This is a genomic window from Rugosimonospora acidiphila, assembly GCF_039543385.1.
GTDB classification, from domain to species: Bacteria; Actinomycetota; Actinomycetes; order Mycobacteriales; family Micromonosporaceae; genus Rugosimonospora; species Rugosimonospora acidiphila.
The window spans coordinates 1-14,978 of record NZ_BAABJQ010000021.1; the positions used below are offsets into that span (position 1 = coordinate 1).

The 14,978-nt window shown below is 73.9% G+C and carries 8 protein-coding genes and 1 pseudogene; 7 read left to right on the forward strand and 2 right to left on the reverse strand.

Annotated elements, in window-relative coordinates:
• From ABEA87_RS28885 to ABEA87_RS28910, 6 genes and pseudogenes are all read left to right on the forward strand, one after another.
• A pseudogene (locus ABEA87_RS28885) lies at positions 1 to 8,482 on the forward strand (hypothetical protein); the annotation flags it as partial.
• Positions 8,479 to 9,744, forward strand: a complete 1,266-nt coding sequence (locus ABEA87_RS28890) for a hypothetical protein (protein WP_345634914.1) — start codon at positions 8,479 to 8,481, stop codon at positions 9,742 to 9,744. The pseudogene ABEA87_RS28885 and the gene ABEA87_RS28890, both read left to right, overlap by 4 nt.
• A complete protein-coding gene (locus ABEA87_RS28895) occupies positions 9,737 to 10,315 on the forward strand; it encodes a hypothetical protein (RefSeq protein ID WP_345634916.1) in 579 nt (192 codons plus the stop codon). Before ABEA87_RS28890 ends, ABEA87_RS28895 begins: the two co-directional genes overlap by 8 nt.
• A gap of 14 nt (positions 10,316 to 10,329) precedes the next feature.
• Entirely contained in the window at positions 10,330 to 10,983 is a 654-nt protein-coding gene (locus ABEA87_RS28900) for a hypothetical protein (RefSeq protein ID WP_345634918.1), read from the forward strand.
• A 124-nt stretch (positions 10,984 to 11,107) separates the two neighbouring features.
• Positions 11,108 to 11,659: a hypothetical protein gene (locus ABEA87_RS28905; RefSeq protein WP_345634920.1), complete on the forward strand. Its 552-nt coding sequence runs from the start codon at positions 11,108 to 11,110 to the stop codon at positions 11,657 to 11,659.
• A complete protein-coding gene (locus ABEA87_RS28910) occupies positions 11,656 to 12,030 on the forward strand; it encodes a hypothetical protein (protein ID WP_345634922.1) in 375 nt (124 codons plus the stop codon). Before ABEA87_RS28905 ends, ABEA87_RS28910 begins: the two co-directional genes overlap by 4 nt.
• Before the next feature lie 55 nt (positions 12,031 to 12,085).
• Here the strand turns inward: ABEA87_RS28910 and ABEA87_RS28915 are convergent, their stop codons facing one another.
• Positions 12,086 to 12,784, reverse strand: coding sequence for a TetR/AcrR family transcriptional regulator (locus tag ABEA87_RS28915; RefSeq protein ID WP_345634924.1), 699 nt, complete (start codon positions 12,782 to 12,784; stop codon positions 12,086 to 12,088).
• 71 nt (positions 12,785 to 12,855) lie between these two features.
• Here ABEA87_RS28915 and ABEA87_RS28920 point away from each other — a divergent pair, with 71 nt between their 5' ends.
• Positions 12,856 to 14,394 (forward strand): FAD-dependent monooxygenase, encoded by a 1,539-nt coding sequence (locus ABEA87_RS28920; RefSeq protein ID WP_345634926.1) that lies wholly within the window; start codon positions 12,856 to 12,858, stop codon positions 14,392 to 14,394.
• Between the two features lie 98 nt (positions 14,395 to 14,492).
• On the opposite strand, the gene ABEA87_RS28925 is transcribed toward ABEA87_RS28920, so the two are convergent.
• Positions 14,493 to 14,975 carry a CoA-binding protein gene (locus tag ABEA87_RS28925; RefSeq protein ID WP_345634928.1) on the reverse strand — a complete coding sequence of 161 codons (483 nt, stop codon included), beginning with the start codon at positions 14,973 to 14,975 and terminating at the stop codon, positions 14,493 to 14,495.
• Positions 14,976 to 14,978 lie beyond the last annotated feature (3 nt).

A 14,978-nucleotide genomic window follows, 5' to 3' on the forward strand; every position in this document is an offset into this window, starting at 1 on the left:
GCTCACCGACGCCGGCGCGGATGCGCTCACCGACGCCGGCGCGGATGCGCTCACCGACGCCAGCGCGGATGCGCTCACCGACGCCGGCGCGGATGCGCTCACCGGCGCCGGGCAGGGCCTGGCCTCGGACGCGCTCGCCGACGCGGGCTCCGACCTGGCCGGTGACGGCGCGAAGAGCCTCGGCCGGCGGCTGCTGCGGCCAGTCACCTGGGTCGGCAATCGGCTGACCGCCCGGAACGCGGCGGAGCGCGCGGCGGCGGCGTTCGCCAAGAACCGACTGGAGGGCGGCGTACGCGACCTCATCGGGAAAATGGTCGCAGAACGGAGCGTCGGCTCGGCACTGGGCGAACGGGCCGCGCAGCGCGTCGCCACTCAGCGCGTGAGACGGACCGCCTACCGGGACGCGCTGAAGACACTGAGCGAGCAGGGCGCCGTACCCGCCTGGAAGGACGTGGGCAAGAACCTGCTCGGCAACGTCTGGCAGGGCGCCCGAGGGTTCGCCTCGTTTCAACTCAAGACCACCCTGGGCTTCAGCGCGTTGCAGGGGCTGGAAGGGCATCACCCGAAGCTCACCATCGTCTCGCTGGCGAAGGACGTCGGATCTAGTCTGGCCACGGGCGCCCTGGGCGGCCCGGTGACCACTTTCCTGGGGCATCGCATGGTCGGCTCGATGGCCTCGATGGCGGTCGCATCCACGAGTTGGGACGCCGTCACGGCGGCTGTCACCGGCCGGCGGGTCGACTGGGTCCGGGACCTGGTCAGCGGCGCCGGCTACGGCGGGTTGGGCGCCGCCAAGCACGGCGCCGGCGGGCTGGCCAGCCGGCTCATCGAGGGGCCGGCGCGAGGCGTACCCGAGGTGCGGACCGACGGATACCCGCCGGATCCGCGCGAGCCGAACCTCTCGGCGGAGGTGGCGGCCGACGACGAGGCGCCGACGGCGCAACCCACCGCCGTCGAGACTGGCACGCGATCGGTCGAGGCTACGCGGTATGACGCCGGAGCCGGGGTGGCTGAGGATGAGCGGATCCGGGTCGCCGAGCCGGCCGTCGGGTCGGGTGGCGGTTCGGGTGGCGGGGATCCGCGGGTACCGGCGCGCGAAGGCACGGCGCCGTCCTCCCGCGATGCGCAGTCCTCCCGGGCTGTTGGGGCCTCCCAGGCTGTCGGGTCGGCCCGTGGCGCATCGCCCATCGGTGACACCCGGCGGGCCGAATCCGATGCTCCGGCGGCGCGTGCGGACGCTCCGGCGGCGCGGGAACAGGCCGTCACCCCGCATCCGGACGTGAGGTCGGAGCACCCCGCCCCCTCGGACACCACGGCGGCGGGGCGGGAGCCGTCGCCGTCCCACGGCGACCTAGCCGGGTCGCGGCCGGCGTCGCCGTCCACTCACGACACCGACCGGCCGATCGGCGAGTCGACCCTCCCGCCCGGCCCGGTGCGTCCCGATCCGCCGGCGCAGCCCGACGAGGTCGGGGCCGAGCAGGTGGTCCTGCCGGATCGTCCGGACTTCGACCGGGGCGCCGACCCCGCCGATGCCCGCACCACGACCCTCGACGTCGAGCCGTTGCCGAACCAGCACGGAGAACCCACCAATCCGGTGGAGGACAGGCAGTGGGAGGACCACCGGCGGGCCGAAGGCCCGGAGGAGTACCAGGCCGCCTCGGAGCATGGGCACGAGCCGACCCACGCCACGGAGCACGGCACCGAGCCGGACCCCCTCGGCCGCGACTCGGCCCCCGGCCGTGACTCGGCCCCCCGCCATGACCCGGCCATCGACCCTGACCCGGTGGGCCATGAGCCCGAGGTTCGGCACGACCGGGCTGAGGAGCACGACCTGGCCGAGGACCACGACCTGGCCGGGGACCACGACCTGACGGCCGGACGCGAGCCGGCGGCCGGCCACGAATCCGAGGTCGGCCACGAATCCGAGGTCGGGCACGAGCCGGGCGACGTCGCGGCGACGCCGGGCGAGCACCCGCTGGTCACCTCGTTCGAAGAGGCGTACCGGACGATGACGGACTCCCTGTACCGGACCCGGTCCGGCGGGTACGACTTCACCGGCGACCCGGGGATGCGCGAGTTGGCCGACGCCGCCCCGGCCGAGGGCGGCCACGTCCGGCTCAGCGCGCACGGGTTGCGTGACGGCACCGTCGTCGTCGGTGGCAAGCGGATCCTGCCGGAGCAGTACGCGCACGGCGTGGCCAGGCTCGCCGATTCGGGCCGGGTCGACCTCGGCGACGGCGCGCTCAGGCTGATCTCCTGCGGCCTGGGCGGCGGCGAGAACCCCGGCGCGGCCCGGATCGCCGTGGTCCTGCGCCGTGAGGTCAGCGCGCCGACCGACCTGATCTGGTCGTACCCGGGAGGCCGTGAGGTGATCGCGCCACCCGACCCGGACAACGGCCGGGTGCCGGCGCGGGACGTGCGGGGCCACTGGCGCACGTTTGACGGGAACGGGGTCGAAATCACCGAGGAGGGCGGCGCACCGGACAGCGGCCGGCCGGCCACCGACGAGACGACGCTTACCGACGGAACGACGCTCACCGACGAAACGACGCTTACCGACGAGCTGGCACTCCTTGACGGGATGACGCTCGACGACGAACTGGCGCTCGCCGGCGGGATGTCGCTCGTCGGCGAGCGGGAGGGCGTCGGCGAGTTGGAGGGCGTCGGCGAGTTGGAGGACGTCGGCGCGGTGGCGCGGTTCGCCGCGCCCGGCCCGGCCGGCGGCCCGCACCTGTACCACGATGCGCAGGGCGTCGCGCACGCGATCGGCGACCCGCTGCGCAGCCACCGCGACGGCGACGGCCGGCTGCACTTCGACGCGGATCGCGAACACACCTACCGGGACGAGCCCGACCACCGGCTGCACCACGAGCTGGACCCGCCCGGCACGTACCGGACGCCGGGGCACTTCCACCTGATGTCGGCCGCCACCGGCCGGCGGCTGTCCGACCCACTGCTCGACAAGGGGCGATCGGTCGCGCACGTGGCCGTCGAGACCGGGCCCCAGCGGTACCGGTCCGGCACGTCGCCCGACCCGGTGGCGCGGGCCCGTGCCCGGGTGGAGGAGCTGCGAGCCCAGCGCCAGCGGTTCCGCCGCGACGAGCTGGAGCCGCGGCTGCGGGAGCTGGGCGTGGACGGACTGAACAGCCTATCCGGCGACCCGCGCCCCGGCGGCCGGCGCGCCGAGACGCTGCGCCAGCTGCGCGCCACGTACGCCGACGACCCCGCGAAGCTCGCCACCATCGATGAGCTGGACGCCGCCGCCGCCGATTACCGGGGCCCGCGGATGGCGGAGCTGCGCGCGGCGGGCCAGGAGGTCGCGCTCGCCGCGGCGCGGGACCTGCTCGCCGATCGGTTCGGCATCACCGGCGCGGACGTGCTCGTCGGCCAGCCGTCCAGCAATCCGCGCCCGGTGGGCGAGTTCAGCGCGGCGGGCTTCGACAGGGTGGATCACCGGTTGGTGGTGGTGGAGACCGCGCCGGCGCGCCGGCCCGAGCTCGTCCAGGACGGCACGCTGGCGCAGCGCGGTACCCCGGAGTTCGTCCGGCAGGTCCTGGAGTACGACCCGGGGCTGCACGACTACCTGCGCGACCACCCCGAGCAACTGGACGAGATCCACCGCGCGCTGGTGCGGGGCGATCTGACTGTCGAGCACTACCAGGTGGAGGTGGACGGGCGGGGCGACACCTGGGTCCGGAGGCTGGACACCGACCGGCTGAACCTGGCCGGGCTGGCCGATCACCTGCCGCCGCCGTCCGGCGCGGTCGACCCGAGGCTGCCGGTCCGGCTGTACGAGGCGGCGGTGCAGATCTCGGTCCCGATCGGGTCGGCCGGCGCCGAGCGCGGCCTCGGCGCGGTACACGTCGTCGACGACCGGACGGTCGAGGTGCGGCCCCCGTCCGGCAGGGCCTTCCGGGTCGAGTTCCGCACCGCCGACGGCCTCGACCGGCCGTTCACGCTGACCCTGGGCGCCGGCGACGCGCCGCACCGGCTGGAGTTCTCCCCGGACGCGGTGAACCGCCTCGATCGGGCGGGGGTACAGCGGCTGATGGCCCGCGCGGTGGGGCACACCGGCGGCGAGGTCGAGGCCGCCCGAGGCAACCGGCTGACCCGGGCGCTCGGTCGCCACGGCGGTCGGCTGGGTGGCGAGGACGCGTTGGTGCCCGACCCGGCACCGGGCCGTTCGCCGCGTCTGAGCGGGCGCGACCTGGCTCACCTGGGCGAGTTCGAGGCACTGGTCGGGCTGCACGACGCGGCCACCGGCGCCGACCGATCGGCGATCGAGGCCGACCTCGACCGCTTCATTGACGACCACGGCCTGCGGTCCGGCTTCGCCGGTTCCGGGAGGCGCGCCGACCTGGCCGCCGGCCGCCTCTCCGACCAGGCTCGGGCGATGCTCGACCGGCGCCGGTCGCCGGCCAACGATCCGCAGCCGTCGGTCGGAATCGTGCGGCACCTGCTCGGTACCGACACGACGGACCTGGTGAGCACCGACTTCGCCGGCATGAAGATCACGCCCGTGCCGGTACCGGGGCACTCGATGTTCCGGGTGGAGCCGGACGGCTGGTCCAAACAGGGTCGGGTCACGTTCACCTTCGAGCTGCGCTCCGGTACCACGACCGGGGACAGACCGATGGAGTTCCGCGGTACCCCGGTCGACCGGCACTTCGAGCTGGTCGTGGCGAACCGCGTCGCGGCAGACATGACCCGCGCGGCGGTGCGGGACGAGTTGGTGTTCACGCTGGATCGCAAGGTCAGCGAGCAGGACCGCCGACCGCACGAGGTACCGGCGACGCTGGTCGAACAGCTGGTTCGCGGCCTGCCCACCGCGGCATCCGGCGGTGCCGCGTACGGCGTCGCGCACCTGCTGGACGCGGAGTCGCTGATCTACACCACGGTGACCACCCTCGCGGTCGATCTGGTCACCGGCAACCGGATCAGCCGGAACCTGGCGCTGCGCAAGTTGGAGGCAGCGCACGACCAGGTGCTGTCCCTGTACGCCGGCAGCGACCAGGCGGCGCGCGACGGACTGCAGTCGCGCATCGACGCGACCTTCGCGAAGCTGGACGGGCTGGCCGACGTGGCCACCGGTGACCCGACCCTGGCCCGCCGCCAGGTGGCGCCGGAGATTCCGCCCGCCGGTGGCCAGGGATTCGTGTCCGAGCGGATCGCCGAACCGCTGCGCACCGCCGTCGGCGACGAGATCGAGGCGATCGGCCGCCGCCTGGGGGCCCCGGACACCCCCGGCGAGATCGGCATCGACCAGCTCAAGCGGATCAAGCCGCTGTCCGGCGACCGGTACAAGCTGGTGATCCGGGACGGCCGCAACGCCGTGATCAGGGTCGAGGTGTCCCACCAGACGCGGGCCGACACGATCACCGTTGACTACTCGGGTAACACCGTGGTGCTGGGGGTGCCCCCCGAGCTGGCCACGGCCGGCGCCGCCCAACTGCACGACGTGGTACGCGGTGCCCTCTGGAGGGTGGCTACGCACCAGCACGAGCTGGCCCGCTTCCGGCAGGGCCCGCTGGCGCACCTGAGCCGCAGCGTCGGTCCGGAGGCGCGCCAACAGCTGCTCACCTACGGGCCGGCCGAACTGGCCGACTCCCACCTGCCTCTCATTCTGGCCAGTTCCAGTGGGGCGACCGCCATGGCGGAGGGGATCGGCAAGGCGGTGCTCGGCCACAGCGAGGCCGAGCGGTGGCACCTGCGCAAGGCGCACGACCGGTTGGCGTCCACGCGGTTGGATCGGGACCTCGTCCGCAACCTCGGTCGGCAGGTGGTCGACCTCAACGAGCGAGGCGTGGAGGTGACCGAGGCGATCGTGCAACGGGTCATCGGGGCGGCGAACGTCCCGGCCGGCGGCCCGGCCCGACCCGGCCGGGCGGAGGCCGAGCGGGCCGTCGGCGACGGGCTGCGCGACAGCTTCGGAGACTGGAAGCCGGGCCGGCCCAAGAAATTCCGGGCATTGTTCAGCCGGAACGACGGGAGCGAATCGTTCCACGCGGAGATCGAAGCGAGGCGGGATCCGATCCTGAAGGTTCATTACCGTGAGATCGACGATGACCGGCCGGTGGTGCCGGCCGAGGGCCGGCTGCGCAAGGGCTTCTTCGAGCTGGTCGTCGACCCGCGGGCCGATCCGGCGGAGATCCGCAAGGCGATCCACCTGATCGCCGACGGCATCCTGTGGCGCCGCGACGATCGAATGACGATCGGCCGGTGGCTGCGTGAGGACGCCCTGCCGAGCACGGCCGGTCTGGGCAGCTCCGCGCTGATCGGGATGGCCACTGGTTCGTTGTGGACAGCGGCGTACATCGGACTGGGCGCGGGATTCCACGTCTTCCGGCAGGGCCTGACCCGGTACCACGAGATCACCGAGCATGACATCACGTTCCACCGGGTGCTCAGCCAGATGAGGGCGGGCGATGTCACGCCCGATGCGTTGATCGACCTCCGCGATCGGCACCAGGCCGCGGTCGAGGACCTGGAGAAGCTGGTACGCGTGACCGAGCGGCAGCTCGCGGGGCACACCGACCTCGCCGGCCGGGTCGCGGACCTGAGCCACGACGCCGGTCCGATCCCGATGCCGGAGCAGGATCTGGCGACGCAGCTCGGATTCCGGATCCGCCACCTGACCGGGCTCGGGCACCACGGCGCCGTCTCGCCCGTCGACGGCTCCCGGAACACCTTCCGGGTGACCTACCGGGCCGACGGCGACCCGGACAACTTCGTCTTTGAGATCGGCTCCGGGCCGACCGGAGGTGCCGCAATGCGGGCCCACCTAGTCGACTCGGACGTCACCTACTCGCTGCTCGTCGACCCGCGACGGTCGCCCGACGAGACGTCCGCCGCGGTGCGCGACTGGATCGAGGCGGAGATCAGGAGCAACGCCGCGATCCCCAGCGACGTGCCCGGTCTGGGCGCCAGCGTCGTCGGTCTGGCCCGTGACGCGGTCGGCCAGGCCCTGGCGGTCGGGGCCAACGTGGTCACCCGCGGGCCCATGGCGGCGGGCGAGGCCGCCATCCAGCAGGGCGCCAAGGCGGTGAACGCGTGGGCCTTCTCGGCGACCCGGGCGGTGGGCGACCGTTTCCACGACGTCGCACTCCGGGACATCGCCGAGGAACGCCAACAGATGATCTACCGGAACTTCAAGTTCGCCCGCGAGGACAGGCTGGAGGTGTTCCGCCTTCAGGCCGAACACCTGGTCGACCGGATGAGCATGGCGGTCGCCCGCCTGGAGCACCTGCGCCAGATCGCCGACGCGCTGCCGGAGCAGGACCGCCCGGACATCTTCAGGTCCGGGGCACCGGGCCGCGCGCGGCCGACGGCGTGGGGCGACCTGAGCGCCGAGCCGGCCCACGGCCCCGATGGTGAGCCGCGTGGCGGTCTGGGCGGCGAGCCGGTCGGTGGGCTCGATGGTGAGCCGCGTGGCGGTCTGGGCGGCGAGCCGGTCGGTGGGCTCGTCGACGGGCCGGCCGGCGGCGAGGCCGGGCCGCGCTGGGCGCTGACCGGTGCCGGACGCCCGGTGACCACCGGCGAGGATGCCTGGTGGCGGGGCGATCGGGGCATGGGCGACCGGCAGGCCATGTCGCCGGAGCGGATGGCGGGCATCGAGCGCGGACTCGGGGAGGCGCTCGCGTCCGACCCGGCGGCGCGCGACGCCGCGGCGGCCACGCTCGCCCGGCTGAGCGGCACGCAGCACGGCCTCGACCGGTTCGGCCTCGACCGGTTCGGCCCCGGCGGGGACGATCCCAACCGGGGCGACTCCGGCCCCGCGGTGCCGGCCGCCGGCCTGCACGAGACGATGACCGCGCTGCACGACGCCGCGCTGGCCGCGAGCCCGGTGGACGGGTCGCCGGCCGCCCGGCTCTCGGCGGACCAGACACACCGGTGGGGGCAGACCCTGGCCGAGACTCGCCCGTCCGAGACTCGTCCGTTCGAGGACCAGTCGTCGGGGGACGAGCTGTCCGGGGAAGAGTTGCCCGGGGCGGGGCCGGCGTCCGACGAGCCGGCGATGGCGAGCCCGCCGGGGCCGGGCGACGGGGACCTGCCGGCCGGCGTTGGACCCGACCCGTGGAGCGACCGGGTGTTTGACGACCGGGGACTGCCGGCCGACGCCGGGGTGCGCGGCACCGCCGCCCGAATGATGTCGTTCTTCAGGTCGCTGGACGTGCCGGGGGTGGCGCCCGAGATGTTCGCGCATGCGGTTCTCGGCTGGATGCTGATGAAGCACCAGCACGCGCTGTCCGAAATCATGCGGGGCATCCGGTCGGCCAGCACCGGGTGCTTCGGCGAGGATGGCGGCCTTTGGTCGGCGGCCGGCGGCGGCGGTGGCAGTGGCGGCGGCGATGACGACGTCGACCTGCTGGAGCACCTGCCGGAGCCGACTTATCGGCGGCTCACCGAAATCGTCGGGCAATGGAATCCGCACGGCCCCGGGCGGGTCACGACGCCGGACCTGGTCGAAGGGGGTGGGCGATGAGCGGGCTCGCGGCGAACGCGTACTCCGAGCGGGCGGCGGCGTGCCACGACCTGCTGCTGCGGCTGGCCGGGCGGGTCCCGGACCGGCTGCTCGCCGAGGCGCGGCACTGGCTGGTCGCCGGGGACCTGCGGTCGCTCGGCCACCACGTCGGCTCGGCCGTGGTGGCCGCGCGCGCCCCGCTGGACCCCGCCGACGCGTGGTTGCTGGCCTGGCTGCTGCCCGGGGATCGGCCGTCCGCCGCGCCGTCCGCTGCGTCGTTGGCCGCGCTGGTCGGTCCGGTCGGGGAGCCGGCGTACCGGTTCGCCCCGGCCGCGCCGTCGGTACTACGCGCGGCCGGAGGGGCCATTCCGCACCGGCTGGACCTCACGGCCGGGCCGGACCGGCACCGCCACCCCGGCCTGGTGGATGAGCTGGACTCCGCCGCCGTCGGCGCCGCCGCAGACCTCGCCGCCATCGGCGCCGCAGACCTCGCCGCCCGACAGCGGTGTTCGGAGGGCCCGCCTTGGCCCGGGCCCGTGGCGCTGTGGCGCGGGTACCGGTTTTCGCGCTCCGCCGGTATCCCCGTGCGTCGGGTGTACCTGGCGCAGGCGGGTGACGGTGCCGATCCCGCCCGGCTCGCCCTGCGGCTCCAGTGCGCCCTGGCCCGGCACGGCGAGCCCGACCCGCAGGTCGAGGTGTTCGGGGCGGCCCAGGCGCTGCCGCCGTACCAGCGGTCGGCGCTGGGCCACGCGGCGCTGCTGTGGTGCGCCGCACCGGGCGTCCCGGTGCACGTGGCCGCCGTGTATGACACCGTGGATCCGATGCTCGGCGCGCGCTTCGACCCCGACCACCCGCGGCTGTCCGACGGGGCACGGCGGGCGCGGTTCGCCGCGTACCTGACGGCGAACACGCCGCTGCTCGCCGCCCAGGAGCCGGGCGGCGACGTGTTGGATCCGGACCGCCCAGCGGTGGTACCGCTGGACCTGCGCACCGACGGTCGCTTCGTCTGGTCCGTCGCGACGGCGTACTACCTGAATCGATACCAGCTGGCGCCGGCCGCGCCGCTGCTGGCGCACCTGGCACACGTGGCGGACCGGCCGGCGGCCCCGGACCGGCCGGCGGCTGCGGGGGGTGCGCGGGCGCCGGGGCACCTGGAGCTGTTCCGCGCGATGGTCGCGCTGCAGGCCGTCGGCGCCCAGCAGCCGGGGTGGTCGTCGGCTGCGCGGCCGCGCCGGTCGGTGGCGGCTGGGGCAGCCGGCGGAGAGAGGAGTAACGGTGCTTGAGGCGCGAACGATCGCCGAGGCGTACATCTATATCGAGGTCACGCTCATCGGGAGGGAGAGGGCCGACTACCGCAGGTACTCGACCGTGGCGAAGGAGGACGACAGCTGGGTGGTCCGCTTCGACGGCCCGTACGAGGGGAAGCACCACCGCATCGAGCTGGCCGTGCCGGTCGACTCCGAGGCCCGGGCGGAACAGCTCGGGCGGCTCACCTACGGCCAGGGCCGGTCGACCCTGATCGACGCGGGGCAGTGGGGCCTGGTGGAGCTGGGCAACGCCGCGCAGGCCGAGGCGGGCATGACGCACCTCGCCGGCCGGACGCCGGACCGCGAGTGGTACCTGGCGATCCGGCGGGCCTGGAGCACCGCCGACGCGGCAGCCGCCGAGCTGGCCAAGTTCATCCCCCCGGACGCCGACCAACCGCCGCCGACCGCCTTCTGGACACCGGACGGGCTCCAGTTGTGGCAGACGAGTACGGAGCTGTTCGGCCGGGCGCGGATCGCCGAGGCCCGGGCCCGGTACCAGCGGGAGTGGGAAGAGTTCGGGGCCCGTTACCGGCCCGCCGAAGGGTGAGCGAGGCAACCTTGATGATGTCGTCGGATGCCGGTGCGGAGCGTGTCCGGCCGGCCGGTACCCCAGCGGTGCTGCTGTTCGCGCGGACCTTCGCCGAGGCCCATCTCTACATGGATATCAATCCCTGCGAATGCGGGGAGTCGCGGTTCGAGCGGGACGTCGAGGTCCTTGCCCAGCGCGACGGCGTGCTGCCGATCCGCTTCGCGGGCGACTGTGAACGATGCGGCGCGTTGCGGGAATTCACCTTCCAGGTGCCCGACCGGCCCGGCGGGCCGCCGGCCGCCGACAGCTTCTCCTTTCCGGACGACGGCCCGTCCGGACTGATCGACCCCGGCCAGTGGTGGATCGCGGCGCGCACGTACGGGGGGATCGCCGACACGGTGGCCGGCGGAGTGGACCCGGAGCGGGCCTGGCGTGATCCCGAGGCGTGGGAGGACATGGTCTCGATCCTGGTGAACTCGGCCGCGGCGGTGGACGAGGCGCTGAAGTTCCTGCCCGTCGGTGCGTCCGCGATGCCGGCCGGCGCGTTCTGGACCGCCACCGGGCGCGAGGTGTACCAGGCCGTGCCCGACGAATTCCGTCGGGACATCCTGGAGCGGGAGCGCGCGGAGCGCTGGGCCCGACTGCGCGAGTTCACCGACACCCATCCGGACCCCGATGAACTGTGACGGCAGGATGAACAGCGACGGCCCGATGAACAGCGACGGCCCGATGAAAAGTGGCGGCCCCTTGAACGCTGGCGGGCCGGTGGACGCGCCGCTGGCGCGGAGCAGTCGTGAGGCGCATCTCTACATGGACCTGCATCCATGCGTTTGTGGCGAGGCGCGATTCGAGCGCGACAGCTCGGTCGGCGAGGCCGGCGGGATCGATAGGGTCGGCGAGGCCGGCGGGATCGATGGGGCCGGCGGGGGCTGGCTCTGCCGCTACCGGGGCGAGTGCGAGCGGTGTGGCCGGGAGCGGCTGTTCGAATTCCGCCAGCCCGAGCGGCTCGTGGTGCCGCCCGAGGGCGCGTGGTCGGTCGACGGGACCTCACAGCTGCTGGATGCGGGGGAGTGGCTGTGGCTCGCCGACCTGCTGGGCGCGCGGCCGGCGGACCCGCCGGACGGTGGCGGGGCGGCGCTCGACCGGGATCGGGAGGCGCTGGCCTCGGCGGCCGCCGCGATCGACGAGGTGCTGCGGTTCCTGCCCGACGGTACGGGTACCGTGCCCGACTCGGCCTTCTGGTCGGAGCGCGGTGCAGGCCTGCGGGCGGTCGAGCCGGGCCGGTTCCGGCGCGCGAGTCTGGTCGCCGCGGCGGCGGCGTACCGTTCGGTGCTGGCAGGCTCGGGACAGGAGTCACGGTGAGCGGGGAACTCCGACTGGCCGGCGTCTCGCCGGTGCGGCCCGATGCGCAGGGGAGCCCGGCGCTGCCCGACGAGCGGCTGGATGACCTCGAACGTGTCTTCGTCGGCCGGTACCTGAGGCGGGCGCCGATCGCGGTCGCGGCGTACGGCTTCGACGTGGACCCCTTCGACCCGGCGCGGCCCGAGGTGGTGCCGCTGCACCTCCACACCGACGGGTTCTGGGTGTGGTCGGAGTCGCTGGCCTACTTCGCCACCCGGCACGGCATCGCGCCGGAGCCGGAGTTCTTGGCGCACCTGAAGCGGTACCAGTACCAGCCGCCCGGGGTGGCCCCGGACGTCCTGCGGCGGGCGGCCCAACTGGCCATGGGCTGAGCCGCACGGGCCATGGGCCGAGCCGACGGCCGGCCGCCGTGCTCGGGATCGGCGGTCAGGGTCGGCAGCGGGCCCCGATCCCGTCGAGCAGGCACGCCAGGCCGAACTCGAAACGCTCCGCGAAGGTGCGGTCCTCGGCCTCGATGACCTGGCGGGCGAACTGCGGGTAGCCGCCGCCCTCGATGACCTGGCGGATGTAGGGCCCGACCGAGGCGCGCCACTGCTCCTCGGTCTGGCCGGTGCGCCGTTGGGCCTCCCGCTCGGCGAGTTCCTGTGAGGCGGCGCCGAAGACGTAGTTCCCGATCAGCGCGATGATGTCGGCGGCGACGGTGATGTCGGGCGTCAGGCCGGCGGCCGCGGTCAGGGCGAGGTCCACGGCGCGCAGCGCGTTGGGCCCGAGCGCCGGTCGGGTGGTCATGACGGCGCCGAGCCAGGGGTGGCGCAGGATGCCCACGCGCTGCCGCGTCGCGACCGCCCGCAGGTCGGTGCGCCAGTCGCCGGTCAGCGGTTCGGGCGGCTCCTCGCCGAGGACGCTGTCGGTCATCAGGTCGACCAGTTCGTCGCGGTTGGTGACGTACCGGTAGAGCGACGTGGTGCCCGATCCGAGGTCCGTCGCCATCCGGCGCATCGACAGCGCATCCAGCCCGTCGGCGTCGGCGGTGGCGATGGCGACCCGGACGATCCGCTCCACGCTCAGCGCCGGTCGCCGGACCTCTCGCGGCCTGCGCGCCCAGACGAGTTCGCTGTCTCCCATGGACAGCACTCTACCGTCGTGGGTACACTGTTCCCACAACGGGAACGCTGTTCCCACTACGGGAGGATGCCATGACAGACGTTCTGATCGCAGGAGCCGGAACCGTGGGGCTCTCCGCCGCGGTGTTCCTGGCCCATCACGGCGTCCGCGCGCAGGTGGTCGAGCGTGAACCCGGTCCGCGGATCCACCCGCGGGCGACCGGCGTGGGCTTCCGCACCGTCGAATTCCTCCGCGAGGTCGGCCTGGAGCGCTCGGTCCGCGACGTCGCGGTCGACATGTCGACCGGAAACCTGGGGAAGATCAGCGGAGACACGCTCGCGGCCGCCGTCCTGTCCGCCGGCGATCCCGTGCCGGCACCCGGCCGGACCGCACCGCCCGGCCGGACCGCACCGCCGCCCGCGTACACCCCGGCTCGCCTGCCGGGCATCTGCCCGCAGAACCGGCTCGACGCCGTGCTGCTGCCGGCGGCCCGCGACCGCGGCGCGACCGTCGACTACGGCGTGGCGCTGGAGCGGTTCACCCAGGACGGCGACGGCGTCACCGCGACCCTGTCCGACGGTCGCACCGTCCGGGCACGCTACCTGGTGGCCACGGACGGCGTGCGCAGCACCGTGCGCGGCGCGCTCGGCATCGCCACCCACGGCCCCGGCAACCTGGGCCAGCCGCTGATGAACACGCTCCTGCGGGCCGACCTGAGCCACCTCACCCGCGGCCGGCACTTCATCGCCTGCCAGCTCACTCACCCGGGCGCCGAGGGGATGCTGGTCACCGTCGACGGCCATCACGAGTGGGTCCTCCACACCGAAGGCGCGGACGCGCCGGGCATCGAGCACATCCGTGCCGCCCTCGGTTCGTCCGATGTGGACATCGAGATCCTCGGCGCCATGCCGTGGCGGGTGCGGGCCTACGTCGCCGAACGCTTCCTCGATGGCCGGGTGTTCCTGGCGGGCGATGCCGCGCACACCATCCCACCGATGGGGGCCTTCGGCATGAACACCGGCATCGCCGACGCGCACAACCTGGCGTGGAAGCTCGCCCTGGTGCTGCGCGGTGTCGCGGGCTCCGGGCTGCTGGACACGTACGACACCGAGCGCCGGCCGGTCGCGCAGTTCGCGATGGAGCAGGCGATCCTGCGCCTGGGCGATCCGCGCCTGCACTGGGGGAGCGGGCCGGCCGTCGTCGAGGCCCGCGCCCAGGCGGGCGCCGTCAACGCCCCGATCGTCCACGCCGCCTACCGCTACGACTCCACGGCGATCATCGACGCCGAACCCGAGCTTCCCTCGACCGAGGACCTCACCGTCGCCCTCGACGGCGCGCCCGGCTCCCGGCTCCCACACGCCTGGGTCACCGAGCACGTCAGCACCCTCGACCTGGTTCGGTCCCGGTTCACGCTGTTCATCGGCGCCGAGGACCCGGCCTGGCGGGCGGCCGCCGCCCGCCAGGGCATCGCGGTCCGGGCGGTCGAACTGCCGCAGATCCCGTGCGGCGGCGCCCTCCTGGTCCGACCGGACGGCTTCATCGCCTGGCGCGCGGGAAGCGGCGAGGCCGACCGGCTCGGCGCCACGTTCGACCGCCTCGTCGACCGGCGGGCACCCGTTCCGGCCGCCTGAGCGCGCGGTCGAGGATCGTCTTCCGGGAAGGTCACGCGGACGGCTGGCGGCGGCTCATCGCATCACACGAGGGCCGCCCCGGCCGATGAGGAACTACGTTACTGAAGCCCGGAGCGGACCGAGGTGATGCGCTGGGTGTTGAAGCCGAGCCAATGCATCCGGCCGATGTAACGGGCGTGCTCGATCTTCATGCAGCGATCCATGATGACGGTGAGGCCGCCGTCCTCCGCGATCCGGGCGCCCTCCTCGTTGATCACGCCGAACTGGCACCACAACGTACCGGCGTGGATCTCCACGGCCTCCCGCGCGATGCCCGGCAGGGCCTGCGGCGCGCGGAAGACGTCGACGACGTCCACCGGCACGGGCACATCGAGCAGGCTCGGGTAGCAGGTCTCGCCGAGGATCTCCGACTCGCGGGGATTCACCGGGATCACCCGGTAGCCGTGCCGCTTGAGGTAGTAGCCCACGAAATAACTGGCGCGCAGCTCGTTGCTGGAAAGGCCCACGATCGCGATGGTGCGCGCGGTGTTCAACACCCGCTGGATCGTCAAGGGGTCCTGGTACTGCCCGAGGTCGGTCATGTC

Bases quoted from the DNA above. Each gene is read 5' to 3' on its own strand.
- ABEA87_RS28925 (WP_345634928.1), bottom strand. From the start codon at position 14,975: ATGACCGACCTCGGGCAGTACCAGGACCCCTTGACGATCCAGCGGGTG.
- ABEA87_RS28900 (WP_345634918.1), top strand. From the start codon at position 10,330: ATGATGTCGTCGGATGCCGGTGCGGAGCGTGTCCGGCCGGCCGGTACC.
- ABEA87_RS28890 (WP_345634914.1), top strand. From the start codon at position 8,479: ATGAGCGGGCTCGCGGCGAACGCGTACTCCGAGCGGGCGGCGGCGTGC.
- ABEA87_RS28920 (WP_345634926.1), top strand. From the start codon at position 12,856: ATGACAGACGTTCTGATCGCAGGAGCCGGAACCGTGGGGCTCTCCGCC.
- ABEA87_RS28915 (WP_345634924.1), bottom strand. From the start codon at position 12,784: ATGGGAGACAGCGAACTCGTCTGGGCGCGCAGGCCGCGAGAGGTCCGG.
- ABEA87_RS28905 (WP_345634920.1), top strand. From the start codon at position 11,108: ATGGACCTGCATCCATGCGTTTGTGGCGAGGCGCGATTCGAGCGCGAC.